The sequence below is a fragment of the Micromonospora sp. NPDC049081 genome (assembly GCF_040648835.1).
GTDB lineage: Bacteria > Actinomycetota > Actinomycetes > Mycobacteriales > Micromonosporaceae > Micromonospora > Micromonospora antibiotica.
This window is the reverse complement of the sequence record NZ_JBEZEK010000007.1, coordinates 143,361-169,163: the sequence shown is the minus strand read 5'-3', so window position 1 is coordinate 169,163 and position 25,803 is coordinate 143,361. Positions and strand designations below refer to the sequence as shown.

Sequence of the window (25,803 nt, the reverse complement as noted above, 5' to 3'; positions counted from 1 at the left end):
ACCGGTCACCGGGGACGGCGCAGGTTGCGCATCTTCTCCATCCCCTGCCGGTACCGGATGCTCCGCAGCAGCTCGGTGGTCACCTTCCGGAAGTGGCTGCACTGCTTGCCGAACTCACCCACCGACTCGTCCTTGCACGACTGCAGGAGCCGGTCGGCGTACTCCAGCCAGCTCTTGCCCTCCCACGGGCACGGGCCCTCGATCGGGTCGGCGGACTGGGTCAGCTCCGCGGCCAGCAGGATCGCCCGGGCCATCAGGAACCGGGTGACCGGGGTGACCCGGCCGGCGAGGTGGACCTGCTGGAAGACCCGGCACCCGTCGAAGAAGTGGAAGGCCCGGCCGGCCTGCTCGGGCTGCCGGTGCAGCTCGGCCATCCGCAGGTAGACCGCACCGAGGCCACGCAGGAGCTGGACCTCGGTGAAGTTCTCCCGCAGGAAGTCGGCGATCGTCGAGTGGGCCTCGTCGGTCACCTCCCGGTCGGCCAGCGGATGCACCCGGGGGGAGGTGTCGAAGAGCTGGTGCAGCTGGTCGGCGAACCGGCTGCCCTCGGCGATCCGCCACACCCCGGGATCGGCGAGGCTGGTGACCACGGCGTCGCCGCTCCACCGCCGGTTGAGCATCGCCGCGACACCGGCGGTGTAGCCGTCGCTGCTCATGATCTCGCCGGCGACCTTCTCGACGTCGGCCCAGTCGATCTCCCGGGCCAGCTCCAGGTCGACCCGGGTACGCAGGATCACCAACTGCTCCAGGAACGGCCCCTCCCGTTCCTCGGCGGCGAGCAGCTCACCCGCCTCGACCAGCAGCGGACGGGGGTCGGGATCGTTGCGGGGCCAGGAGAACTGGGCGTAACCGACCACCGCCTCCACCATGGCCAGCCCGTGCCGCAACCGTCCCCGACCGTCGGGGGCGGTGACGGTCAACCGTCGGTAGGCCTCGATCGCCCGCCGGTACTCCCAGATGTAGCGGTGGAACTCCGCCCGGACCTCCAGCACCCCCGGGTGGTCCGGCCAACGCTGCTCGGCGGCCCGGATGAGATCCCACACCGCGCTGTTGTCGACGTCGTTGCGTCGGGTCACCCCCTGCTCGTCCCGGTAGGTCTCCAGCACCCCCAGCCACCGCCGGTACTGCCGCTCCAGCCCCACCTCCATCTGCAACAGCTCGATGGAGTGGCTGAACCGCCGCAGGTGACCGTCGAGCTTGTCCCGGCGCACCCGGTAGAGCCGACCGATGTTGGTCAGCCGTTCCTGATGCGGGATGCTGCTGACGTCGCGCCCCTCCGGGGTGGAGGCGGCCAGCAGGTTGCCCTCGTTGCTCCACCGGGCCCGGTGGCACCACAGGTCGAGCACCGCGTGGTGCCAGGTGGTGTGCTCCTGGTCGGCCAGCCAGGACTGCACCTCCCGGATCCGACGCAACAGCTTCTGGTCCCGGACCCGGGTACGGGGTGCGTCGCCGCGTGCCGGCGTGTCCACCTCGGCCCGCCAACCCCCCAACTCGCGTTGGATGCGCAGCTCACGCAGCAGCGACTGGGCGCCCGGCTGGTCGCCGTGCGCCCGTCTGGCGCACTCCAGGGCGGTCTCGGCCTCGGTCGTCGCGTCACCGAACCGGTTGTTGCGGCGCAGGCAGTGCGCGACGAACAGGTGCACCTCCGCCTCGATGCCCGGCAACAGCGCGAACTCCCCGGCGGTCAGCACCAGGGCCATCGTCTGCTTCGCCGCCTCCAGTTGGCTGACCACGTCCGGGTCGCCGCGGTGCACGGCGTGCAGCAGCCGCCACACGTACATCCGGGTGTCGCTCGGCCACCGGCCCGGCGAACCCCACGACGACGTCAGCGCCTCGACGACCCGCCGGCCCGTCGCCGACTGGTCGGCGAAGGTCGGCTGCTCGGCGACCAGCAGCGTCGCCACCCCGCACAGCCGCATGCTCCACAGACCCCGGTCGCTGTCCGACGCGGACAGGGCCAGTCCCTCCTCGACCGCGGCCGTCGCCTCGGACAGGGTCGTCACCCGGTCGGCCAGGCGGTGCTGCCCCCGGGCCCGGCCGCACAGCAGCCGGTGGCGCATCTGCAACACCGCGAACCGGTCCCGCAGGGTGACCGGTTCGGGCATCAGGTCGAACAGGGCGAAGGCGGTGCCGAGCGCGGCCTGCGAGTCGGTGACCCGCCCCGAGGTCAGCTGGAGGTCGACGGTGTTGAGCAGCCAGGAGATGGCCACGTTGATCAGGTCGGGTCGGCTGCCGCCGGCCGCCCGGGCGCACTCGGCCAGCACCGGCGCGGCCCGCTCCCGGGCCGGCAGCAGGCTGGTCCCCGCCCGCAGCCGACGGCCACCGATGAACAGCGCGGTGTCGATCGACTTCAGTAACCGGTGTGACAACGCGTCCCGGTCGGCCTGCCCGATCGCCTCCGCGACGGCGTCGGCGGCGGCCACGAACGCTTCGCGTACCTGCTGGGTCTGCCCGGTGGCCCGCATCGCCTGGTTGAGCTGGGCGGCACCGGCGACCACTGGATAACCGGAGGCGCGCACCGGCCGCTCGGAGCGGGTCTCCCCACCGTCCGACGGTGACTCGGCGTCGGCCGGCGTGCCGACCGGGTCGGCGGCGGACGGCGTGGTCGCGGCCTCCAGCAGCACCGGGCTGAACGCCGCGTCGCCGGAGTGCGCGGCGGCGAGCTTGGTCAGCGTCTCCCGCAGCCGGGGATACCCGCCCACGGTCTCGTCGAGGCAGCCGATTGCCCGGTCGATGCCTTTCATGACGTGCCGGTCGGCGTTGGCCGGGTGCCGTTGCCGCTGCGTCAGCACCGCCATGACCAGGGCGAACATTGCCTCGGCGACCGGTTCGTCGAGCTGGTCGGGGGTCAGTTCGGCGCCGTCGACGAGGGCCCGGCCGTAGACGTTGCCGCCGCCGGTGCCGCGCAGGGTGGCGGTCAGCGCGTTGCTCAACGCGTGCCGGGTCGACCGGCCCAGGTCGAGCCAGAGCGTGCCGTCGTGCTCCTGCTGGGTGAGGATGCGCGCCTCGACCAGGTGGTGGGTGGCCATCGCGGTGAGCCCGCACCCCATCGACTCGAGCAGCTCGGAGGACATCCACAGACCGTCGGTGACGGCCCAGGCGGTCAACACGGCCAGTGCGCCCGGTCGACCCCGCCCGCCGTCGGTGCCGGTCCACAGCGCGAAGCAGTCAACGTCCCGCAGACCCGCGCCGACCGTCGCGGCGGAGCGGCGCAGCAGCGCGTCGACCAGGTGCTCGACACCGGCCTGTTCGATCCGCTTGTTGAGCACGTCGTTGGCGAGCTCGTCGATCCCGTTGTGCAGCACCCCCGGCAGCCGGACCAGCTTGTCGTCCAGCTCCGTCCAGAGCCGCCCCTCGGCGAGCCCGGCGATGGTCAGACCGCCGCCGTACACCGGGTCGGAGAGCACCTGGTCGACCAGCGCGGTGGCCTCGTCCTCGCTGAGTTCCCGCAGCTGGATCACCGGCAGGTAGCGCAGCCGGCCGTCGCCGCTGACGCTGACCGGCGCCCGGGTCGCCACGATGACCAGCGCCTGGTCGAACACCGGCAGCTCCAGCAGCCGCTCCAGCTCGGCCCGGACCACCTCCGGCGTGGTGCCCAGCCGGGACCCCTCCACGAACAGGATCAGCCGACGCCGGTGCAGCTGCTTCTGCAACTCGTCGACCAGGGTCAGCCGGACCGCCTCCGGGTAGTCCACGCCGTAGTCGGTGACGTCGTCGATGGTCACGTCGAGTTCCCGGGCGAGCACCCCCAGGACCGGCTCGGGCGCACTGCTGTTGGGAATGTCCAGCCGCAGCAGGGCCACGTCGGCGACCCGGTCGGCCTGCTCGGCGAAGCGGGCCAGCACCTCGTCGACGAAGTACCGCTTGCCCGCGTGCCGGGGCCCGACGACCGGCAGGACGGCACCCTGCTTCCCCAGGCTGGCCGCCCCCCGGGCCAGCTCCGGGATCCGGCCCTCGAACGGCACCTGACGTGTCGGCCAGGCACTCTCGAAACCGGCCCGGTCGCTGTGCTCACCGGAGGCCCCCGGCGGCCGGCGGGGGAACGGCACCGGCCGTTTCTCCGGCGGTCGCCAGGCCACGTTGCGCACCCAGCCCCGGTCGAACTCGGCCGGGCTCCGGGCCGGTCGGGGATAGCCCGCGCCGGCCAGCAGATCCCCGGCCTCCCGCAGCACCTCCGCGGGCGTCAGCCACTGCGCCGCATCCGCCCGGCCGTGGGCGAGGACGTCCAGCAGCGCCCTGGTGAACGGGGTGTGCAGCTCCTCCGGGCCGGCGTCCAGCGCCGGCCCGCTGCGGACGGCCGCCAGCAGTTGCCAGCCGCTGAGTTCCTCGTCCACCCGGAACGGCTCCGCCGGCAGGGCGGCGCTGGCGTTGCCCGCGTGACAACAGTCGAGGATCAGCAGCCGGTGCCGGGCACCGGCCCCCTGCGCGGCGGCCACGAAACCCTCCACCGGGAACTCGGTGCCGGGGTTGTCGGTGGCCTCCCGGGGCAGCAGCCGCATCGACCGGCCCACCCGGACGGCGTGGCCGGCGTAGTAGACCACCAGCACGCCGTCCTCGCCGACCAGTTGCGCCGCGTCCTCGACGTAGCCGGCCAGGTCGTCGGCCGACGGGTCGTGCACCACGTTGATCCGCCGCCTCGGCAGGCCCCACACGGCGGGGTCGGCGAACGCGGTGGCCAACGCCTCGATGTTGTCCCGCGCGGCAGGCACGGTCAGCGCCAGGTGGTCGTACCGGCTGACGCCCAGCATGACGGCGCGGGACTTCGTCGGGTCGAACCGTGGTTGGTGCGCAGTGGTCACCGCAGGCCCTGCCGGAGCACCGCGATGACGTCCTCGGCCGAGCCGCTCGCCTCGATCTTCACCTCCCGGGTGCCGTCCGGGCTGTCGGTGAGGGTGACCGTGACGGTGGTCTCCGCACCCCGGCGGGAGCCGCGTCGGGCCTGGAACCAGTCGTACACCGCCTGGATCACCACGGGCAGCAGGACGTCCTGGCCGACGAACTCCAGCACCTCGGCCGCGCCCAGGGTGCCCGGTTCGGGGGCGGTGTGCAGCAGCCGGACCCGGGCGTCACGCAGCTCCGGATCGGCCGCCAACTCGTCGCGAAGGTCGTGCACCGGCGACTCGTCGGAGGCCGAGACGGAGAAAATCAGACGCATGCCGCCATCATGGCCCACGTCCTCGCGCGCTGTCAGCCGCCGGACGCGTTCCTGTCGTCCTGTCGACACAGTCACCCCGACCGTCCACTGCGGCCGGTCCCGGTGACCGAGGTGGTGGGACGCCGGACGGTCCCTCGTGGAGCGCGGTCGCGGCGTCCCGCCTCACGGCCGCCGGGCCTCGGACGAAGGCGTAGGCGCGGTGGCCGGTGGGTGCTCGGCGGGCCCGCCGTCGCCCTCGGCGGGGGGGAACGCCAGCGCCACCGTCAGGTCGAGCACCGTGCCGGGCTCGTGCAGCCGGTCGCCGTACAGCTCGCGCAGCCGACCCATCCGGTAGCGGACCGTCTGCGGGTGCACGAACAGGTCGGCGGCGACGTCGTCGCGGCGGCCCTGGTGCAGCAGCCAGGAGCGCATCGTCTCGGCCAGCCGCGCGGCGGTCGCCGGGGAGAGGTCGGCCAACGGCGCGAGCACCTGGGCGCGCAGGTCGGCCAGCGCCTCCGGGTCGGTGTGCAGCACCAACCGGGCGAGGTGCTGCTCGGTGTCCAGCGCGGTGCCGTCCGCCGGTCGCGGCACACCGAGCATGAGCGCCTTCAACACCCGCTGGTACGACCGGGCGACCGCGACCCAGGGGCGGGCCGGCCCGAGCACCGCGCGGTGCCCGTGCAGCACCGTGCCGAGCTGCCGACGCCGGCTGCCGTGCATGTCGGGTACGAGCAGCAGCGCCTCCTCCTCGGCCCACTGCGCCCCGGGCAGGTCCTCGCCGCTCTCCAGGGTGTGCGGGGGCAGCACCGCGAGCACCCCGCGCAGGCTGCTGCGGGGCAGCACCACCACGGTCAGGGTCTGCGGCGGGGACCATTCGGCCCGTTCGGCGCTGCGCCGTAGTACCTCCTCCGGATCACCGGCGAGCAGGTGCTGGGTGAGCCGGTCCAGGTCGCGCCGCCGGGCCCGGCCGACGTTGGCCAACTCGTCGGAGTGGCCGGCGACACTGGCGGCGGAGAGTTCGTCGATGTAGGCGAACATCAGCTCGGCGAACTCGGCGACCGTCTCGGCGGACAACCCGCTGCGCACGGTGGTGGTGGAGACCTCCCGCCAGGCCACCCGGGCCCCCACCCGGTACGCGGCCAGCAGCGCGTCCATGCTCCGGCCGGCCCGCGCCTCCCCGGCGCCCAGCGCGTACGCGGCCTCCAGCGCCCGGCTCAGGGGGGTGCTCGGGTCGGCCGCCCCGGCCCGCTCGATGAGCTGGAGGAAGGTGCCCAACGCCACCCGTACCGCGTTTTCGATCTTCTCGCGCATCTGGCCGGTGAGGGTGCCGGAGTAGGCGGTCACCTCGGCGGTGATGGTGGTGACGGTGTGTGCGGCGACCATCGGCAGCCGGCCGCGTAACCGTTCGGCCACCTGGGCGTCGAGCTCCAGTCGACCGCCGAGCTGACCGGCTGCCCCTGATTCCGGCATGTTGTTCCCTCCGCACAAGTTACCGCGTCCGATTCACCTTCCTTGGTCAAGATGTTATGCGGAATAGCGAGCACTCTGGGGTCATGACCACCACCGTCCCGCATCCCCCGGCGAAGACGTCCGTCCGGGACCGGCTCCTGCGGTTGGCCGAGACGGTCACCACCCCGTTGCTGCCGGCGGACTACCTCGACCTGGTCGCGCCGCTGCGCGCCGGGGCCGCCCTGCGCGGGCGGATCGTCGCCGTCGACCCGGAGACCCGGGACGCGGCGACCCTCACCATCCAACCCGGCCGCGACTGGCGTGGCCACCTCCCCGGCCAGTACGTCCGCCTCGGCGTCGACGTCGACGGGGTGCGACAGTGGCGGGCCTACTCGGTGACCTCCGCCCCGGACCGTCCCGACGGCCTGATCAGCGTCACCGTCAAGGCCATCCCCGACGGCCGGGTCAGCAACCATCTGGTCCACCGGACCCGGGTGGGCACCATCGTCCAGCTCGACCAGGCGACGGGCGACTTCGTCCTGCCCGACCCGGTCCCCGCCCGGGTGCTCTTCCTCACCGCCGGCAGCGGCATCACCCCGGTGATGGGCATGCTGCGCTCCGGCGTGCCCAGCCGGGCCGACGTGGTCGTGGTGCACTCCGCGCCGACCCCGGACGACGTGGTGTTCGGCGGGCAACTGCGTGCGCTGGCCGCCCAGGGCGGCATCCGGCTGGTCGAGCGGCACACCGACCGGGACGGCCTGCTCGGCGTCGACGAGTTGGCCGACCTGGTGCCCGACCACCTCGACCGGCAGACCTGGGCGTGCGGACCGGTGGGGATGCTCGACGCGGTGCAGGAGCACTGGGCGGCGGCCGGCGTCGCCGACCGGCTGCACACCGAGCGGTTCCGGCCGACGGTCATCGCCCCCGGTGAGGGTGGCACCGTCACCTTCACCCGGGCCGGCCTCACCGTCGCCGCCGACGGCGGCACCCCCATCCTCGACGCCGGTGAGGCCGCCGGGGCGCTGATGCCGTCCGGTTGCCGGATGGGCATCTGCTACGGCTGCGTGCTGCCGCTGCGCCAGGGCGCGGTGCGCGACCTGCGCGACGGGACCCTCACCACCGCGCTGCCCGGCGACGGTGTGCTCATTCAGACCTGCGTGTCGGCGGCGGCCGGTACCTGCGACATCGATCTCTGACCAGGAGGCCGGACGTGACCGTCATCCAGCACAAGCCCGTCAACCCGATCGCCCACCTGAGTGCCGAGGACATCGAGATCCTCGGCAAGGAGCTCGACGCCATCCGGGACCGGGTGCTCGCCGAGCGCGGCGAGAGCGACGCCGCCTACATCCGCAAGGTGATCAAGACGCAGCGGACGCTGGAGATGAGCAGTCGCGCGGTGCTGCTCTTCTCGCTCTTCCCGCCGGCCTGGGTGGTCGGCACCGCCGGCCTGGCGGTGGCCAAGATCCTGGAGAACATGGAGATCGGCCACAACATCCTGCACGGCCAGTACGACTTCATGCGCGACCCGAAGATCCACTCCACCACCTGGGAGTGGGACCACGTCTCCCCGGCCGAGCAGTGGAAGCACTCGCACAACCAGCTGCACCACACGTACACCAACGTGCTGGGCAAGGACAACGACCTCGGGTACGGCATCATGCGGGTCGACGAGGACCAGAAGTGGTACCCGATGCACCTCGGCCAGCCGCTGTGGAACTTCCTCAACGCCTGCTTCTTCGAGTACGGCATCGCCGCGTACGACCTGGAGCTGGGCCGCAACCTGCGCAAGGGCCGGCACAAGACCCCCGAGTTCCGGGCCCGGCTGCGCGGGGTCGGCCGCAAGATCCGCCGCCAGGTGCTCAAGGACTACGTCATCCACCCGCTGCTGTCCGGCCCGTCCTTCCTCACCACCCTGGCCGCCACCTTCACCGCGAACCTGATCCGCAACCTGTGGAGCCACTCCGTGATCATGTGCGGGCACTTCCCCAACGGGGTGGAGACGTTCTCCAAGACCTCGATCGAGGGGGAGACCCGGGGTGAGTGGTACCTGCGGCAGATGCTCGGCTCGGCCAACATCAGCGGCAGCCGGCTGATGCACGTCATGACCGGCAACCTGTCCTTCCAGATCGAGCACCACCTCTTCCCCGACCTGCCCAGCAAGCGCTACCAGGAGATCGCCCCGCAGGTACGGGCACTGTTCGACAGGTACGGGCTGTCCTACACCACCGGCCCGCTGCCCAAGCAGGTCGCCTCCGCCTGGTGGAAGGTCATCCGGCTGTCCCTGCCCAACCGTGGGGCGGCCCGGCCGACCACCGACGAGCGCCCGGCCCGCGCCCTCGCCACCTCCGGCGTCTGACCACGCGGCCGGGCCCGCCGCGTGGCCCGTCAGCAGCCGGTCCAGCGCACCGGGGTGAGCCGGTCACCCACGGTCCAGCCGACCACCATGCCGTTGTCCGCGATCGCGCCCGCCCGGACGAAGCGGATCTTGTTGGTCACCCCGGGCAGCGGCGTCACCCGGTCACCGTGCCCCACCGCCGACTCGCCGAGCACCACACCGCTGGCCGTCACGCCGTAGATCCGCCACCCCACCGCCGGATGGACCGGCGTCGCCGCCCCGGTGCGCAGGTTCCACCGCTGAGGGGTCCCGTCGCCCTCCTCCGGGGTGTCGTCCACCCCACCGGCGGCCCAGTCACCCCGGCCCGCGCTCGCCCAGGCGCGGGGTTTGCCGGGCACGCTGAGCCAGCGGATGCCGCCGTCGGGGCGACGTACCCAGCCCGCGTAGCTCGGCGGTCCGGACGGCCCGACCGAGGTGCCGACGACGCTGCCGTCGTCCAGGACCGCGTTGGCGATCCCGTCGGTCAGCGGACCGACCGTCTCGACCGCGTCCGGCCGGTCAGCCGGCCACCGCAGCGGGAGCTGGGTCTCGGTGGCCTCCACCGAGCCGTGTCCCACGATGTCGCCGCGTGCGTTGATCCCCTCGGCCCAGACGTTCGAGACGGTCCCCGGGACGGGTAGTTCGGTGAGCAGGCCGTCCTGGTAACGCCAGGGGCGGTACGTCGCGGACATGGACCCGTTGCCGATCACCACGCCGGCCGGGTTGATCCCGGTGACCTCTCCGGCCAGCGGGGTGTCCACGGCGGTGACCCGATTGCCCTGCCAGATCAGCAGGACCTGCTCCCACACCCCGTCGGTGATCCGGGTGCCGATGCCGGCGACGAACCGGCCCGTCGGGTCCACCGCCTGGGCCTCGCCGTGCGTCACCCCCGCCGGCAGCGGCAGCGGATGCAGCGCGCAGTACCGCAGGCTGTCCCGGCGTGGGTCGGCCGCCGCCGTCCCGGGCAGGCCCAGTGCCGCGGTGAGCAGGCCGACCGCAGCCCCGGCGAATACTCGTTGACCGATCATGGTGGCTCCTTCGGACGTGGTGGTCCCGGCATCCGCCCGGCCCGCCACGTCGGCCGGACCCGGCGCGACCGGCGCGGGTGGGTCCGGCGTACCGGCCCGCCCTGGTGTGTCGGCCGGGCGGACCGGACGACGGTGCTGCCTGTATGACGGTCGGGGTCGGGGCCGGGTTACGCGGTGTCCGATACGCGACCGGCCCCGCCGGGCCGTCCCGCGTCGGACCCCGCCGGGCCGTCCGGGGCGGTGCGCGATCATGGGGGTACGCGGCGGAGGGAGTGAGATGGCCTACGTGTTCCTGCTGATCGCGATCAGCGCCGAGGTGGGCGGCACCAGCCTGCTCAAGGCGACGCAGGGGTTCACCCGGCTCTGGCCCACGGTCGGGCTGGCCGTCGCCTACCTGCTGGCCTTCGGGATGCTCGCGCTGGCCGTCCGGGACATCCCGGTCGGGGTGGCGTACGCGATGTGGTCGGGGCTGGGTACCGCGGCGATCGTCGCGATCGGCGCGGCCTTCCTCGGCGAGCCGTTGAGCGCGTCGAAGGTGATCGGGGTGGGCCTGATCATCGGGGGAGTGGTGGTACTCAACCTCGGCGGGGCGCACTGAGCCGGCCGCCTCGCCCCCGGCCCGCAGCCGGGGGCCGCTGGCGGGGTGCGTGCGGGTGGGCACCGGATCGCCCGGGTCGGCACCTCTCGGTGCCGCCCGGTGGGAGCGGCGGCCGGTGCGACGCCACCGGGGAGGCGGCGGGACCCGGGCCCACACGGTGGGCCCGGGTCCGTGCGTGGTTACCGGCGTCGGCTAGCGGCGGCCTGCGGAATGCCGGTGCACCGCCTGCCGTCCCCGCAGGAACGCCAGCACGATCACCACCAGCAGCGCGACGAGACCGATGATCGCCAGCCAGCGGACCGCCTCCAGGAGCAGCCCGAGCAGGATGAGCGCGCCGCCGACGACACCGACGACGAAGAGCATGGCCCGCATGTCCACCTCCTCTGACAGCACTGACCGGGCGGCATTCCCGTTTGCCGCCGCCGTACGCCTCGACGGCGTCGCGTCGCGTGCCCCGTGGGCGGTGCGCCACCTCCCGGTGGGCCGGCGTGGCCGGTGCCGGACCGGGCCCGAGCCGACCGGTGCCCCTGGGCCGGCCGCAGCGGTGGGACGGGCGTCGGGCGGGTCGCCGCAGGCTCAGCGCCGGGCGACGTAGACGGTGTTGGCGGACTCTCCGCCGGTCAGCGGGTTGGCGAACGGGACGACGTGGGCCTGCCAGGTGGGGAACACCTCGGCGAGGACCCGGCCGAACGCGTCGTCCGGCGGGTCGTCCGACCAGAGCGCGAACACCCCCTCGGGCAGCAGCAGGTCGGCCAGCCGGCGGAGGCCGTCGGGGGTGTAGAAGGCGGCGTGGCTGGGGTGCAGCACGTTGCGGGGGGAGTGGTCGACGTCGAGCAGCACCGCGTGGAAGCGGCGGCCGGGCTGGTCCGGGTCGAAGCCGACGCCGGCGGCGACGGTGGCGAAGAAGTCGGCCCGCACGAACCGGGTCCGCGGGTCCGGGGCGAGGCCGGCGGCGAAGGGGAGCAGTTGGCGGCGGTGCCAGTCGATGACGTCCTCGATCGTCTCCACCACCAGCACCGAGCGCACCCGGGCGTCCTCCAGGGCGGTACGCGCGGTGTAGCCGAGGCCGAGGCCGCCGACGACCACGTCGAGCGGCTCGTCGGCCAGCGGGGCCAGGCCCAGCCGGGCCAGTTCGATCTCGGCGACCGGAAAGAGGCTGGACATCAGGTACTCGTCGTCGAGCTTGACCTCGTACACGTCGACGTCGAGTGCGGGGTCGCGCCGTCGGCGCAGGCTGATGGCGCCGATCGGGGTCTCCCGCCAGGCCAGTTCCTCGAATCGCACGCCCACCCGGCCACCCTTCCACCGTCGTCGTGCCGGGATGCTACCGGGGCGACCGGTTCGGACCGGTGTCGGCTCGCGCACGCCCGCCGGACGGGGTCCGCCCCGGCCGGCTCCCGGCCCCCGCTGGTCGGCGACGGAGGGTCAACGGGACATCGACACAGCGCATATCCTGTCCGCCGAGGACTCGCGGAAGGGACGCCATGCCGTCGCGGCAGGACCAGCTCCACTCCTACCAGTTCACCGTGCAGCGGGCCGTCGCCGCCCTGGTCATGCGGGAGACCGACCCGGCGCGTTCGCCGTTTCGCCGGTTGGCCGGCACCGGGTTGGCCAGTGTCCTGGTCGCGGCGATCGGGCTGGGCGGCTTCGCCCTCTACGGCCTGTTCGCCGGTGGCGGGTCGGCCTGGCGCGACACCGGGGCGGTGGTCGTGGAAAAGGAGTCCGGGGCCCGGTTCGTCTACCGCGACGGCAGGTTGCACCCGGTGCTCAACTACGCGTCGGCGTTGCTGATCGTCGGGGCGGACCGGTCCCGCACGGTGCTGGTGTCGCGTCGGTCCATCGAGGGGGTGCCGCGCGGCCTGCCACTGGGCATCGCCGATGCGCCGGATTCACTGCCCGCCCCCGGTCGGCTCTCCACCGCCCCGTGGACGGTGTGTTCGCTGGAGCCGACGGAGGCGGGTCGGGCGACCTCCCGGTCGGCCCTGCTGATCGGCCGGGAGGCGACCGGCGGGCGGCGGCTCACCGAGGAGGCGGTCCTGGTCCGGCACCCGGACGGCGGCCTGCACCTGATCTGGCATCACCGCCGGTACCTGCTGCGCGACACCGCCCGGGTGCTCGCGGCGCTGGCCGCGACCCGGGAGCGCGCGGTTCCGGCCGCCCCGGCGTTGCTCAACGCCCTGCCGGCGGGTGTCGACCTGGCCCCGCCCCCGGTGGCCGGTCTCGGCGAGCCCTCCGCCGAGGTCGCCGGAGCGACGATCGGGGACGTCTACCTGGTCCGCAACTCCGGCGGTGGCCGACAGTACGCGGTCGCCGAGCGGGCCGGCCTGGCCGGCATCACCGAACTCCAGGCCGCCCTGCTGATGGCCCGCACCGGCCAGGACGAACCGGCACCGGTCAGCCTGGGTCGGTTCGCCGCGCTGCCCAAGCTGCCGGATCTGGTGCCCGCCGGCCCGACCGCGCCGCCTCCGGCCCCGCCGCGCCTGGCCGGCGTGGACGACGGCGCGCTCTGTGTCCGGGTCGGCGTCGACGGCGTGGTCCGCGACATCAGGGTCGGCGCGACCGTGCCGGACCTCTCGGCCGCCGCCCGCACCGCCGACGGCTCGGGCGGGGTGCGCGTGGACCAGGTGCTGGTCGAGCCGGGCCGGGGCGCGGTGGTCGAGTCGGTGGCCGCGCCGGGTGCGGACGGCGGTGCGGTCTCCGTGGTCACCGACCTGGGCCGCCGCTACGTGCTCGCCGACGGTGAGGTGCTCGGGATGCTCGGCTACCAGGGGGTCACCCCGGTCCGGCTCCCCGCCGGCCTGGTCAGCCTGGTCCCCGCCGGCAGCCCCCTCGACCCGGCCGCCGCCCGGGCGGTCGCCGCCCCGTCCTGACCGATTCCGCCCACCCCGGGCGGTTCAGTCGGTCGGGCGGCGCAGCAGGCTGACCGCGAAGTCGGCGTCGTCCCGCCAGGGGCGCAGGTCCCAGGTGGCGAAGCGCTGGTCGAGGCGGAGGCCGGCGGCGGCCACGTCGGCGTCGAAGTGGTCGAGCCGGTAACCCCGGTCGAGACCGAAACCGACGAGCACCACCCCGTCGGGGCGCAGGTGGGCGGCGATCCGGGTCAGCACTGTCGGTTCGGTGCCGGCGGCGACGAAGGCCATCACGTTGCCGGCGACCACGGCGGCGTCGAAGGGTTCCCCCTCGCCGGAGCCGGCGAGATCCAACTCGGTGAGGTCGGCGACCAGCCAGCGGGGCCCGGGGTGGTCGGCGCGGGCCGCCTCGATCAGGGCAGGATCGGCGTCGACCCCGACCACCCGGTGCCCCCGCGCGGCGAGGGCGGCACCGACCCGGCCGGTGCCGCAGCCGGCGTCGAGGATCCGCGAACGGGGGGCCACCACCGCGTCGACCAGGCGGGCCTCACCGGCCAGGTCGGCACCCTCGGCGGCGAGCCGCCGGAACCGGTCGATGTACCACTGCGAGTGTTCGGGGCCGGTCTCGGTCGCCCACCGGGTCGGGTTGGTCATGTCGCCACGGTAACCGGCCGGCCGGGTGCCGCGCGGCGGGCACGGACAGCTCGGGTCCCGGCCCGCGACACCGGCGGCCCCGGTCGGAGGCCCGCGGGAGCCGCGCGGCGTCCGCCTGCCGCTGGTCCGTCACCCGCGGGTGACGCGGCTCAGGGCAGCTGGGCCACCGTGACGAACTCGTTGTAGGTGAAGACCTTGCCCATCGACCGGGGGAACGGGAAGGAGTACTGCTTGACCACCGTCATGCCGAGATCGCGGGCCGCCTGCGCCGCCTCGTCGAAGCCGACGAACCGGACATGGGTCGCGTCGCTGGCGTACCCCCGCTCCTGGGGGGTGATGAAGACGGCGGTGCCGCCGGACCGCAGGAACGGCAGGTAGCCGGAGATGACCTCCAGGGCCGCCTCGGCGGGCAGGTGCTCCAGCAGGTGGGCGGCGAGCAGCGCGTCGAACGCGCCGGGCCGGGCGTGCGGGGACTGGTGGAACTCCTCGATCGTGTACGCCTCCAGGCCGGCGGCCCGGGCGTGCGCCACCGACGTCGGGTTGTGGTCCACCCCGACCGCGCCCTCACCGAGGTTGGCCAGGTTGCGACCGAGGCCGCAGCCGACGTCGAGGGTGCGCCCCAGCTCGAGCCGCTGGAGGTTCCACCGGTAGGGCGCCTGCACGTCGAGCACCTGCTTCCAGCGCGCGCCACCGAGACGCTGCAGCCGTTGGGTGTAGTCCTCGCCCTCGGTGCCCGCCGCGGTGTCCTGCTCTGCTCGACTCATCGCCGGCCTCTCTGCCCGTCGCGCAACGTCGCCACCCGGCGCGCGTGCGGAGGCACCCGGCCGGCCGTCGGATGCCCACCCCGACGCGGGCACCCCGACAGATGCTACGGACCTGGGCGGCCATCGTCAGCCCCCGTGAGCGGCGGTTTGGCACCGGGTCTTACCAGGTGACGCTCGGTGGCGTGGGGCCTCACCCTGGGTGTGCGCCGCCCCTGCTCCGGGCCGGCGGGGTCGGGCGGCGGTCGGCGCGAACGGCGTCGGTCGGGCGGGACGTCCGGCCCGTCGACCCTAGGATGGCGTGGGCCGGGCGGTCGTGGAAACCCACCTGACCTGCCGTTAAGGTGCCGTCCACGGTGGAAAATCGCCGGTTTGCAGGGGCTTTTGCCGCAAATTTACTTGCCGGTAGGCGCTTAGGCTGAAACTCCTTTTCGCGCTAGGGGGATGATCGGCCGAATTTCGCCGTCCGATCTTCAGGTGCCGATGGGCCCTTCGGTCCGACTCCGATCGATGATCTTTTCTCGGCCGCATCGAGCCCTATTCTGCTTCCATTGTGAAGTCCTGGGGGGGATCATGATCACAATCGACTGTTCCTGCGCGCCTGCCCACAGTGGAGCCGAGCTGGCCCGCTGACATGCCGCAACCGACGATCATCCAACAGTTCGCCGAGGTCGCGGCCACCCGTCCCGACCAGCCGGCGATCCTCGGCGAGACCCACGAGGTCAGCTACGCCGCCCTGGCCGCCACCGTCGGCGGGCACGCCACCGCGCTCACCACGGCCGGTGTCCGGCCCGGCGACCTGGTCGCCCTGCTCACCGGGCACGGCGTGGCCGCCGTCGCCGCGACCCTCGGCACCCTCGCCGCCGGTGGGGCGTACGTGCCGCTGGACCCCGGGTTCCCGATCGACCGCCTCCGACGCCTGCTCGACGTCGCCGCCGACGTGCGGGTCGTCGCCTGCACCGCCGAGCACCGCGCGCTGGCCGACACGCTGTGCGCCGCACGCCCCGGCACCGGCGTGCTCGTCCTCGACGACAGCGCGACAGCGCCGCTGCGGCCCACCCCCGTCGACCCCGACAGCCCGGCCTACGTGCTGTTCACCTCGGGCTCCACCGGCACGCCCAAGGCCGTCGCCCAGACCCACCGCAACCTGCGGCACGTCGTCGACAACCAGATCGACACCCTGGCGATCGGCCCGACCGACCGGCTCAGCCTGCTCGCCTCGTTCAGCGTCGACGCGGCCATCCCCGACCTCTACCCGGCGTTGCTCACCGGGGCCGCCCTCGTCCCGGTCGACCTGCGCCGACACGGCCTGGCGTACGCCGTCGAGCGGCTCGCCCGGCACCGGGTGACCGTCTACCACTCCACCCCGACCGTCTACCGGTTCCTGCTCGACACCCTCGGCGACCGGCGGCTGGACACCGTGCGGGTGGTGCTGCTCGGCGGTGAACAGGCCACCCACGCCGACGCCACCCGGGGCCGCGACCGGTTCGCCCCGGACTGTGTCCTGGTCAACGGGTACGGCGCCACCGAGATGACCTTCGCCGCCCGGTACGCGCTGCCGCTGGCCACCGCCGCCCCCGCCGCCACCGGCCCGCTGCCGATCGGCACGGCGCTGCCCGGCTACACACTGCGGCTGGCCGACTCCGGCGAGATCGTGGTGCGCAGCCGGCACCTCGCCCCCGGATACCTGGGCCAGTCGAGCGACCGGTTCGGTGTCGACCCCGACGGGATGCCCACGTACGCCACCGGTGACCTGGGGACCCGGCTGCCCGACGGTGAGCTGGTCTGCCTCGGCCGGCTCGACCGCCAGGTCAAGGTACGCGGGTTCCGGGTCGAGCTGACCGAGGTCGAGGCGGTCCTCGCCGACCAGCCCGGCGTCGCCGCCGTCCGCGCCATCGCCCGGGGCGGCGAACTGCTCGCGTACGCCGTGCCGGCCGAGGGTGGTCTCGACCCGGTGGCCCTGCGCGCCGCCCTCGCCCGGCGGCTGCCGGAACACGCGCTGCCCCGCGCCGTGCTGGTGCTCGACGCGTTCCCACTCACCGTCACCGGCAAGATCGACGAGCGGGCGTTGCCCGACCCGACCCCCGAGGTCCCCGCCGGGCAGGAGCCCACCACCGCCACCGAGCGCACCGTGCACGACATCTGGTGCGCGGTGCTGGGCCGCAGCGCCATCGGGCGGCAGGAGAACTTCTTCGACGCCGGCGGGCAGTCGCTGCTGCTCGGCCAGGTCCAGCAGCGCATCTCCGAGCGGTTCGGGGTGACGCCGCCCATGGTGCGGCTGTTCGCCCACCCGACGATCGCCACGCAGGCCCGCCTCCTCGACGGGGACCACCCGGCCGTCGGTCCGCACCCGCCCGAGGCGGCGGTCCGCACCGCGGCGGCCCCCGCGCCGACCCTGCCCACCCCGGCCACCCCGCCGGTCGCCGCCCGCGAGTACACCGGCGACGAGATCGTGGTGGTGGGGCTCGCCGGCCGGTTCCCCGGCGCACCCGACGCGGCGACCTTCTGGTGGAACGTCTGCGCCGGGGTGGACTCCGTGCACGACCACACCGACGCCGAACTGGACGCCCTCGGCATCGGGCCGCGACTGCGCGCCGACCCCCGGCACGTGCGGGCCGGCGGCCGGCTCGACGGGGTCACCGACTTCGACGCCGAGTTCTTCGCCATGGGCGACGAGGAGGCCGCCCGCACCGACCCCCAGCACCGGCTCTTCCTGGAGGCCGCGTGGGAGGCGCTGGAGGACGCCGGGCACGACCCGACCCGCTTCCCCGGCCTGGTGGGCGTCTATGCGGCGACCTCCGCCAACCGCTACTTCCTGTTCCACCTGATGGACAACCCGGCCGTGGTCGGCGACGTCGACCCGGACGACTGGGAGGCCCGGCTGATCGGCCGGCAGGCCACCGACCACCTGCCCGGCCAGGTCGCGTACCGGCTGGGGCTGACCGGGCCGGCGGTGGCGGTGCAGAGCGCCTGCTCCAGTTCGCTGGTCGCGGTCTGCCTCGCCGCCCAGAGCCTCGCCGACTACCAGTGTGACATCGCCCTCGCCGGTGGGGTCAGCGTCACCTGGCCCCGCTACCGGGCCACCCCCGGCGGGCTGGCCTCCCCGGACGGCCGCTGCCGCGCCTTCGACGAGGCCGCCGAGGGGTCCGGCTTCGGCTCCGGCGTCGGGGTGGTCGCGCTGCGCCGGCTCGCCGACGCCCAGGCCGACGGGGACCGCATCTACGCCGTCCTGCCCGGCTGGGCGGTCACCAACGACGGCCCCGACCGGGCCGGCTTCGCGGTGCCCGGCCCCGCCGGGCAGGCCGCCGCCGTCGCCAACGCCCTGGCCGCCGCCGAGGTCGCCCCCGGCGAGGTCCGCTTCATCGAAGCCCACGGCAGCGGTACGCCGCTGGGCGACGCCATCGAGGTCGCCGCCCTGCACGAGGTGTACGGCGGGGCGGCCCCCGCCGAGTCCTGCGCGCTCGGCTCGGTGAAGACCAACATCGGTCACCTCGACGCCGGGGCCGGCATCGCCGGTCTGATCAAGACGGTGCTCGCCGTCCAGCACGCGGTAATCCCGCCGAACCTGCACTTCACCCGCCCCCACCCGGAGATCGACCTGGCCGGGGGCCCGTTCTACGTACCGACCAAGGCCCGGGACTGGCCGGATGCGCCGCGCCGGGTGGCCGGGGTCAGCTCGTTCGGCCTCGGCGGCACCAACGCGCACGTGGTGGTGGAACAGCCGCCCCCGGTCGTACCGGCCGAGCCGGCGGCACCCCGGTCCTGGCTGCTGCCGGTGTCGACGCGTACCCCGCAGACGCTGCGCGCGGCGTTGACCCGGCTGCGTACCCACCTGGCCGGCACCGGGCCGGAACTGTCCGAGGTGGCCGCCACCCTGGCGCTGGGCCGGCGTTCCTTCGGCCGGCGGGCCGCCGTCGTCGCCGCCGACCTGACCGAGGCGATCGCCGGGCTGGACGAACTGCTCACCACCGGCGTCACCGTGGCCGGTGCGCCCGGCGCACTGCGGGACCTGGCCGCCGGGTGGGTGGCCGGCCGGGACGTCGACTGGGCCGCGCTGCACCCGGAGGGCGTCGTGCGGCGCACCGGGCTGCCCGGCTACCCCTTCCAGCGCCGGCGGCACTGGATCGATCCACCGCAGAGAGGCGCACGGTGAACTGGTTCGTCTCGCCCGGAAGCCGACCCCTGGCACCGGTGCAGTTGTTCTGCCTGCCGTACGCCGGGGGTGGGGCCAGCGCCTTCCGCCGCTGGCCGGCGGAGATCGGCCCCGACGTCGAGGTGCTGGCCGTGCAGCTGCCCGGCCGGGAGAACCGGATCAGCGAGGACGCCGCCTTCACCGTCGCGGAGGTGGCCACCGCCGTCGCCGACCGGGCCGACCGCCCGTACGCGATCTACGGGCACTCGATGGGCGGCCGGCTCGGCTTCGAGGTGGTCCGGGAACTGCGCCGCACCGGCCGTGAGCTGCCGCTGCGCCTCTACGTCGGTGGTGCCCGCGCCCCGCACGTCACCGCCGCGAGTCTCTTCGACGGGCTGTCCCAGGTGGCCGACGACGAACTGCTGCGCCGGCTCGCCGACGGCGGCGGCCTGCCCGCCGGCCTGCTCGACCACCCGGAACTGGTGGAGCTGCTGCTGCCGTTGCTGCGCGCCGACTTCGGTCGGGTCGACAGTTACCGGTACGTCCCCGAGGCGCCGCTGCCGGTGCCGGTGGTGGCGTTCGGCGGCCGGGCCGACCGGGCGGTCAGCCGGGAGCACAGCGCCGGCTGGGCCGGGCACACCGCAGCCGGCTTCACCCTGCACGAACTCGACGGCGGGCACTTCTTCCTGCACGACCGGTTGCCCGACCTGCTCGGTCTGATCCGCGCCGACCTGACCGCCGCCCTCGGCTCCCCGCCGCCCACCACCCCCGGTGCCCCGCGCACCGAGACCGGCACCGACCGGGCCGCCTCGGTCGGTGCCGGCCGCGCCCCGGGGCCCGTCGCGTCGGTACCGGCACCCGGTACGGGTGGGACGGTCGACCACCGGGTGCCGCTGGGCGACACCGGCTGGTCGGTGTGGCGCGACGCGATCCTGCGCAGCACCGGCTTCCCGGCCGACGGCCTCGCCCTGTTCGCCGCCCCGGCCGCCGCCGCGCTCGCCGACGAGCTGCTGGCCACCGGCGGCGGCGTCGAACGCTTCGACAAGGAGTTCGACGAGGCCGTCCGCGCCGCCGGGCAGCGGTTCACCGAACTCGCCGCCGACCCGCTGGTGCGCGAGGCGGTGACCTGGCAGAACCGGGGCGCGCTGGTGGCCTTCGACGGTCTGGTCCGGGGCGGTCCCGACGCGCCGCGCAACGTGCGCCGCCGTGACCGGGAACGGGCCCTGCTCAAGTACTGGCAGCGGTACTGCGGCAAGAACGAGACGGTCGGCTTCTTCGGCCCCAGCTGCTGGGTGACCGTCGACCCGGCGCAGCCGGAGACCGCCCGGCTGCGGGTCGGCCCGGAACTGACCCGGCGACGGTGGGTCCGGTTCGAGTCGTGGGCGCTCGACGAGTACGCCGAGTGCATCGGCGCCGAACTCGCCGTCCGGCGCTGGTGGCCGCCGGTGCTGGCCCCGCAGGTCGCGGTGCGCGACCGCACCGTGCTGCGCCCCGGACAACCACCGGTGGCGCTGTCCCCGGTGGAGGCCGCGCTGCTAGCCGCCGTCGACGGCCGCCGCCCCGCCCACGAGCTGGTCGCCGACCCGGCCATCGGGCTGCGCCGGCCCGAGGACGGCTACACCCTGCTCGACCGGCTCGTCGAACGGGAGCTGCTCACCTGGGACGCGGCCCTGCCGGTCAGCCCGGCCGCGGAGGAGGTGCTGCGCGCCCGGATCGACGCCGTCGGCGATCCGGCGGCCCGGTTGGCCGCCCGGTCAGGGCTGGACCGGCTGACCGCCGCCCGCGACGCCGTCGCCGCAGCCGCCGGTGACCCGCACCGCCTGGGCGACGCCCTCGACGCCCTCGACACCACCTTCACCGAGCTGACCGGGCGGTCGCCCCGGCGTCGGGAGGGCCGGATGTACGCCGGCCGCACCCTCTGCCACGAGGACACCGCCCGGGATCTCGACGTCACCCTCGGTGCCCCGTTCCTGGCCGACCTGGCCGCGCCGCTCGACGTGCTGCTGCGGGCCGCCCGCTGGATGGTGGCCGCCCTGGCGCAGGCGTACGACCGGGTGTTCCGTGAGCTGTACGACGAACTGCGCGGCGAGACCGGGGACGCCACCGTCTCCCTGGCCGACCTGTGGTACCTCGCCCAGGGACTGTTCTGGGGCACCGGCGACCGCCCGGTCGACGCGGTCGCCGCCGACTTCGCCGCCCGCTGGGCGGGACTGTTCGGCTTCGCCGGGCTGCCACCGGGTACCCGGGAGGTGCGCCTCGCCGCCGCCGATCTCGCCGACCGCGTCGACGAGGTCTTCCCGGCCGCCCCGGCGCACTGGTCCAAGGCCGTCCTACACAGCCCCGACCTGCAACTCTGCGCGTCCGACGCGGAGGCGTTGGCGCGCGGGGAGTACACCGTCGTGCTCGGCGAACTACACGCCGCGTGGGCGTCCTTCGACTGCGAGGTGTTCATCCCGGCCCACCCCGACCCACAACGGCTGCGGGACGCCCTCACCACGGACCTGGGCGGGCGTCGGCTGCGGCTGCTGTACCCCACCGACTGGCCACGGCGGACCAGCCGGACCGCCGAGGCCCTCGCCGGGCCCAGCGACCGGCAGTTGGCCTTCGCGGCGGCGCCCGGGGCCGACCCGACCCGGGTGCTGCCCACGGTGGCGCTCACCGTGTCCGAGCGGGACGGCCGGCTGGTCGCCACCGCCGCCGACGGCGAGAGCTGGCCGCTGACCGAGGTCTTCGGTGAACTGCTCAGCGCCCACGCGGTGGACGGGTTCAAGCTGGTCGCCGCCGCCCCGTACACCCCCCGGGTCACCATCGACCGGCTGGTGGTGGCCCGGCGGACCTGGCGTACCACGGTGGGGGAGAGCGGTCTGGCCGACGCCGCCGGGGAACGTGACCGGTTCCTCGCGGTGCGGGCCTGGCGACACCGCCTCGACCTGCCCGAGCAGGTCTACGTCAAGCTCGGCAGCGAGACCAAACCCTGCTACGCCGACCTGAGCAGCCCGGCCTTCGCGAACATGTTCTGCGCCATGGTGCGGGCCGCCCGGATGGGCGACGGCCCCGAGGTCTCCCTGACGGTCAGCGAGATGCTGCCCGGCCCGGACGACGCCTGGGTGCCCGACGCGGCCGGCCGCCGGTACCTCAGCGAACTGCGCCTGCACGTGGTCGACGACACCGCCCGGGACGACCGGTGAACCGGCACACCGTCCGCCCGGTGGGGCGTACCGCACCAGCAACCGTACGGGGAGCGACGTGACCGACATCCTGTCCATCAGTGCCGTCACCGGGGAAACACTGCCCTGGCCGGACGGGACGCTGGCCGAGCTGATCGCCGAACGGGCGGCCCGCTGCCCGGACGCGGTGGCGGTGCGCCAGTGGGACGACCGGCTCACCTACCGGGAGCTGGTCGGTCGGGCGGCGGGCCTGGCCGCCGCGCTGCGGGCCCGGGGGGTGGGCCGGCAGACCCGGGTGGGGATCTGCGCCCACCGCCGGCCCGACCTGGTGGTCGACGTGCTGGGCGTGCTGCTCGCCGGGGGCTGCTACGTGCCGTTGGAGCCCGGTGGCCCCCGGCAGCGGCTGCGGGAGATCGCCGCCGACGCCGGGGTGACGCTGGTGGTGGGGGACGCGGCGGCGGTCGAGTTCGCCGGCACCCCCGGCGTCGAGGTGGTCACCGCCACCGGCCCGGCCCCGTCGGCACCCTGCCCGGCGCGGGCCGGCGACCCGGCGTACGTGCTGTTCACCTCGGGTTCCACCGGCCGACCCAAGGGGGTGCTGACCACCCACCGCAACGTGGTGGAGTTCGTCACCGGCTGCGCCGCGCTCAGCGCCGCCGACGCCGGGGTGCGCAGCCTCGGCATCGCCTCGCTCGGCTTCGACGCGGCCAGCATCGACCTGTTCGTCCCGCTGCTGCTCGGCGGCAGCGTGCAGCTGCTCGGCGTGGACGACCGCTCCGACCCGGACCGGCTGGCCCGGTTCATCGTCGCCCACGACGTGAACTGGGGTTTCATCACCCCGACCGTGCTGTCCATGCTGGACCCGGCCCGGGTGCCCGGCTGGCGGACGGTGCTCTGCGGCGGCGAGGCCGTCCCCGCCGAGCTGGCTGCCCGCTGGGCGCCGGGCCGACTGCTGCTCAACGGCTACGGCCCCACCGAGACCACCGTGCTGGCGGTCAGCGGTGAGCTGACCGCCGCCGACACCGACCCGGTGCCGATCGGGCTGCCCCTGCCCAACCACCGGGCGTACGTGGTGGACGACGCGCTGCGGGCGGTGCCGCCGGGGCAAACCGGTGAGTTGCTGATCGGCGGGCCGGGGCTGGCCGACGGCTACCTCAACCGGCCCGGCCTGACCGCCGACCGGTTCGTCCCCGACCCGTTCTCCGGGCTGCCCGGCGAGCGGCTCTACCGCACCGGCGACCTGGTCCGGCAGGCCGGGGACGGGCGGATCGTCTACCTCGGCCGGGCCGACCGGCAGGTCAAGATCCGGGGCCAGCGCATCGAGTTGGGCGAGGTGGAGGCCGTGCTCGCCGGGGTGCCCGGCGTCGACCGGGTGGCCGTGGAGGCGGTGCCCGGCCCGGCCGGGACCGAACTCGTCGCGTTCCTCACCCCGGCCACCGCGCCCGACGACGACACCGTCCGGGCGTACGCCGGGGGGCGGTTGACCGCCGCGATGCTGCCGGCGCGTCTGCTGCGCCGCGACGACCTGCCGGTCAGCGCCATCACCGGAAAGCTGGACCGGCCGGCGCTGCGGGCGCTGGCCGACGCCGCCCTGACCGTCGTCCCCGCCGACGCGCCGACCGACGAGCCGACCGACCCGGTCGAGCGGATCGTGCGGCGGGTCTGGACCCGGCTGCTCGGCGCGGCACCCGCCCCGGACACCGACTTCCTCGCCGCCGGTGGCAACTCCGTCGCCGCGATGCGGCTGGTCGCGGCGCTGCGCGCCGAGCTGGGCCGGCACGTCGACACCCGGGACGTGCTGGCCGGGCGCACCCCGGCCGCGTTGGCCGCCCGGCTGCGGGCCGCCGCGCCCGCCGACGCCGACGGGCTGACCACCGGCAACCCGCCGACGTTGTCCCCGCCGCAGCGCCGACTGTGGTTCGTCGACCAGCTCGCCCCCTCCAGCGCCCCCTACAACATCGCGGTCGCGCACCGGTTGCGTGGCCCGCTGGACACGGTGGCGCTCGGGGCGGCGCTGCGGGCCGTGGCCACCCGGCACGACGTGCTGCGCTGGCGCATCCCGCAGAACGCCGGGGTGCCCTACGCGGTCTGCGAGGAACCGACCGACGTGGCGGTGCCGGTGGTCGACCTGACCGGTCGCGCCGACGCCGGGACCGAGCTGGCCGGGATGCTCGCCGCCGGCGCCGCGCACGCCTTCGACCTGGCCACCGGGCCGCCCTGGCAGGTGACCGTCTACCGGCTCGGCCCCGACGAGCACGTGCTGGCGATGACCATGCACCACGCGGTCTTCGACGGCTGGTCCGAGGCGGTCCTCTACGCCGACCTGGCCACCGGGTACGCGCACGCCGTCGCCGGTGCGTCGCCGACCCTGCCGCCGCTGTCCGCCTCGTACGCCGACTACGCGGTGTGGCGCGACGCGCGGGACCACCGGCAGGGCCCCGCCGACCTCACCTGGTGGACGGAGCACCTGCGGGGCGTGCCGACCGTGCTGGACCTGCCCCGCGACCGTCCCCGCCCGGCGGTGCAGACGTACGCCGGGGCGGAGGCGGCGGTGACCCTGTCCGCCACCGCCGACCGGGCGGTACGCGAGCTGGCCGAGCGGCGCGGCAGCACCGTCGCGGCGGTGCTGCTGGCCGGGTTCGCCGAGCTGCTGCGCCGGCTCACCGGCGACGACGACCACGTGGTCGGGGCGATCGTCGCCGACCGTCGGCTGGCCGCCTTCGACGACGTGGTCGGCTTCTTCATCGACACCGTCCCGGTGCGGCTGCGCACCGGCCCCGACGACACGGTCGGCGGCACCGGCGGGGTGGGTTTCGCCGAACTGGTCGACCGGTGCGCCGCCGAGCTGCACGAGGCGACCGCCCACCCGGGCGCACCGCTGGAGAAGCTCGTCGAGACCCTCGGGGTGGGGCGGGACACCTCCCGGGCCCCGCTGGTGCAGGTGCTGTTCAACGTGCTCAACTTCGCCCCGCCCCGGCTGGCGCTGACCGGCCTGACCGGCGAGGTGGTCCCGGTGCCCAAGCCCGGCTCCCCGTTCGACGTCACCGTCTACGTGGTGCAGCGCGACGGCCGGTGCGGGGTGGACGTGGTCTACAACCCGGACCTGTTCGACGCCGACCGGATCGACGCGCTCCTGGCCGACCTGGTCGACCTGGTCGGCGCGCTCGCCGCCGACCCGCACAGCCCGGCCGACACGGTCGCCGTGGCGCTGCCCCGGCCCACCGTACGGGTGGCGGCGCTCGGCGCGATGACGGTGGCCGCCACCGCGGCCCCGGTCGCGCCGGTGCCGACCGGTCCGGACGAGCTGACCGAGACCGAGGAGCTGATCGCCGGCATCTGGCGGGAGGTGCTGGACCGCGACCGGGTCGGGGTCGCCGACAACTTCTTCGACATCGGCGGGCACTCCCTGGCCCTGGCCGCGGTGCACGCCCGGCTGACCGCCGCGACCGGCCGGTCGATCACCATGCTCGACCTGTTCCGGCACCCCACCGTCCGGGCGCTCGCCGCCAGCCTCGACGGGGCCGCCGACCGACCCGAGCTGGCCCGCGCCGCGCTGCGCGCCGCCGCCCGGCGTGGCCGGACCCGTCGTACCCCACCGCCTCGCCGACCGCACCAGCCGTGACGCCGCATTCCTCCCCACCGCCTGCGGGCGGCACCTTG

Annotated in this window: 15 protein-coding genes; 7 read left to right on the top strand and 8 right to left on the bottom strand. The window is 74.7% G+C overall.

Annotated elements, in window-relative coordinates:
* Positions 1-5 precede the first annotated feature (5 nt).
* The 3 genes from AB0B63_RS13485 to AB0B63_RS13475 form a co-directional block, all read right to left on the bottom strand.
* On the bottom strand, positions 6-4,799 hold the full coding sequence (locus AB0B63_RS13485; RefSeq protein WP_357017943.1) for a caspase family protein: 4,794 nt from the start codon (positions 4,797-4,799) through the stop codon (positions 6-8).
* Positions 4,796-5,155, bottom strand: a complete 360-nt coding sequence (locus tag AB0B63_RS13480) for a hypothetical protein (RefSeq protein WP_357017941.1) — start codon at positions 5,153-5,155, stop codon at positions 4,796-4,798. Before AB0B63_RS13480 ends, AB0B63_RS13485 begins: the two co-directional genes overlap by 4 nt.
* Positions 5,156-5,317: 162 nt before the next feature.
* Positions 5,318-6,604: a helix-turn-helix domain-containing protein gene (locus AB0B63_RS13475; protein ID WP_357017938.1), complete on the bottom strand. Its 1,287-nt coding sequence runs from the start codon at positions 6,602-6,604 to the stop codon at positions 5,318-5,320.
* Positions 6,605-6,687: 83 nt separating this feature from the next.
* Here AB0B63_RS13475 and AB0B63_RS13470 point away from each other — a divergent pair, with 83 nt between their 5' ends.
* Both AB0B63_RS13470 and AB0B63_RS13465 read left to right on the top strand, forming a co-directional pair.
* Positions 6,688-7,779, top strand: a complete 1,092-nt coding sequence (locus AB0B63_RS13470) for a ferredoxin reductase (protein ID WP_357017935.1) — start codon at positions 6,688-6,690, stop codon at positions 7,777-7,779.
* 14 nt (positions 7,780-7,793) lie between these two features.
* Positions 7,794-8,939, top strand: coding sequence for an acyl-CoA desaturase (locus tag AB0B63_RS13465; protein ID WP_357017932.1), 1,146 nt, complete (start codon positions 7,794-7,796; stop codon positions 8,937-8,939).
* A gap of 29 nt (positions 8,940-8,968) precedes the next feature.
* Here the strand turns inward: AB0B63_RS13465 and AB0B63_RS13460 are convergent, their stop codons facing one another.
* The gene (locus tag AB0B63_RS13460; protein ID WP_357017930.1) at positions 8,969-9,985 is read right to left on the bottom strand and encodes a hypothetical protein; all 1,017 of its coding nucleotides are present in this window, start codon (positions 9,983-9,985) and stop codon (positions 8,969-8,971) included.
* 277 nt (positions 9,986-10,262) lie between these two features.
* Here AB0B63_RS13460 and AB0B63_RS13455 point away from each other — a divergent pair, with 277 nt between their 5' ends.
* Positions 10,263-10,583 (top strand): multidrug efflux SMR transporter, encoded by a 321-nt coding sequence (locus AB0B63_RS13455; protein ID WP_208566389.1) that lies wholly within the window; start codon positions 10,263-10,265, stop codon positions 10,581-10,583.
* 192 nt (positions 10,584-10,775) lie between these two features.
* Here the strand turns inward: AB0B63_RS13455 and AB0B63_RS13450 are convergent, their stop codons facing one another.
* Both AB0B63_RS13450 and AB0B63_RS13445 read right to left on the bottom strand, forming a co-directional pair.
* Positions 10,776-10,955 (bottom strand): hypothetical protein, encoded by a 180-nt coding sequence (locus AB0B63_RS13450; protein ID WP_208566388.1) that lies wholly within the window; start codon positions 10,953-10,955, stop codon positions 10,776-10,778.
* Positions 10,956-11,159: 204 nt separating this feature from the next.
* Positions 11,160-11,873, bottom strand: a complete 714-nt coding sequence (locus AB0B63_RS13445) for a spermidine synthase (protein WP_357017926.1) — start codon at positions 11,871-11,873, stop codon at positions 11,160-11,162.
* Between the two features lie 194 nt (positions 11,874-12,067).
* Between AB0B63_RS13445 and eccB the strand changes: the two genes are divergently transcribed.
* Positions 12,068-13,453, top strand: a complete 1,386-nt coding sequence (gene eccB, locus AB0B63_RS13440) for a type VII secretion protein EccB (RefSeq protein WP_357017923.1) — start codon at positions 12,068-12,070, stop codon at positions 13,451-13,453.
* 24 nt (positions 13,454-13,477) lie between these two features.
* Here eccB and AB0B63_RS13435 read toward each other — a convergent pair whose 3' ends face one another.
* Both AB0B63_RS13435 and AB0B63_RS13430 read right to left on the bottom strand, forming a co-directional pair.
* The gene (locus AB0B63_RS13435) at positions 13,478-14,083 is read right to left on the bottom strand and encodes a class I SAM-dependent methyltransferase (RefSeq protein ID WP_208566385.1); all 606 of its coding nucleotides are present in this window, start codon (positions 14,081-14,083) and stop codon (positions 13,478-13,480) included.
* Positions 14,084-14,232: 149 nt separating this feature from the next.
* Positions 14,233-14,847, bottom strand: a complete 615-nt coding sequence (locus AB0B63_RS13430) for a class I SAM-dependent methyltransferase (protein WP_091239114.1) — start codon at positions 14,845-14,847, stop codon at positions 14,233-14,235.
* 631 nt (positions 14,848-15,478) lie between these two features.
* Between AB0B63_RS13430 and AB0B63_RS13425 the strand changes: the two genes are divergently transcribed.
* Genes AB0B63_RS13425 through AB0B63_RS13415 form a run of 3 tightly spaced genes read left to right on the top strand, consistent with a single transcriptional unit; the run spans position 15,479 to position 25,765 of the window.
* Positions 15,479-18,997 (top strand): AMP-binding protein, encoded by a 3,519-nt coding sequence (locus tag AB0B63_RS13425; RefSeq protein ID WP_357017919.1) that lies wholly within the window; start codon positions 15,479-15,481, stop codon positions 18,995-18,997.
* Positions 18,994-22,164, top strand: coding sequence for a thioesterase domain-containing protein (locus tag AB0B63_RS13420; RefSeq protein WP_357017916.1), 3,171 nt, complete (start codon positions 18,994-18,996; stop codon positions 22,162-22,164). Before AB0B63_RS13425 ends, AB0B63_RS13420 begins: the two co-directional genes overlap by 4 nt.
* Positions 22,165-22,222: 58 nt before the next feature.
* Positions 22,223-25,765 (top strand): amino acid adenylation domain-containing protein, encoded by a 3,543-nt coding sequence (locus AB0B63_RS13415; protein WP_357017913.1) that lies wholly within the window; start codon positions 22,223-22,225, stop codon positions 25,763-25,765.
* Positions 25,766-25,803 lie beyond the last annotated feature (38 nt).

Bases quoted from the DNA above. Each gene is read 5' to 3' on its own strand.
- AB0B63_RS13475 (WP_357017938.1), bottom strand. From the start codon at position 6,604: ATGCCGGAATCAGGGGCAGCCGGTCAGCTCGGCGGTCGACTGGAGCTC.
- AB0B63_RS13460 (WP_357017930.1), bottom strand. From the start codon at position 9,985: ATGATCGGTCAACGAGTATTCGCCGGGGCTGCGGTCGGCCTGCTCACC.
- AB0B63_RS13455 (WP_208566389.1), top strand. From the start codon at position 10,263: ATGGCCTACGTGTTCCTGCTGATCGCGATCAGCGCCGAGGTGGGCGGC.
- AB0B63_RS13480 (WP_357017941.1), bottom strand. From the start codon at position 5,155: ATGCGTCTGATTTTCTCCGTCTCGGCCTCCGACGAGTCGCCGGTGCAC.
- AB0B63_RS13450 (WP_208566388.1), bottom strand. From the start codon at position 10,955: ATGCGGGCCATGCTCTTCGTCGTCGGTGTCGTCGGCGGCGCGCTCATC.
- eccB (WP_357017923.1), top strand. From the start codon at position 12,068: ATGCCGTCGCGGCAGGACCAGCTCCACTCCTACCAGTTCACCGTGCAG.
- AB0B63_RS13435 (WP_208566385.1), bottom strand. From the start codon at position 14,083: ATGACCAACCCGACCCGGTGGGCGACCGAGACCGGCCCCGAACACTCG.
- AB0B63_RS13425 (WP_357017919.1), top strand. From the start codon at position 15,479: ATGCCGCAACCGACGATCATCCAACAGTTCGCCGAGGTCGCGGCCACC.
- AB0B63_RS13430 (WP_091239114.1), bottom strand. From the start codon at position 14,847: ATGAGTCGAGCAGAGCAGGACACCGCGGCGGGCACCGAGGGCGAGGAC.
- AB0B63_RS13470 (WP_357017935.1), top strand. From the start codon at position 6,688: ATGACCACCACCGTCCCGCATCCCCCGGCGAAGACGTCCGTCCGGGAC.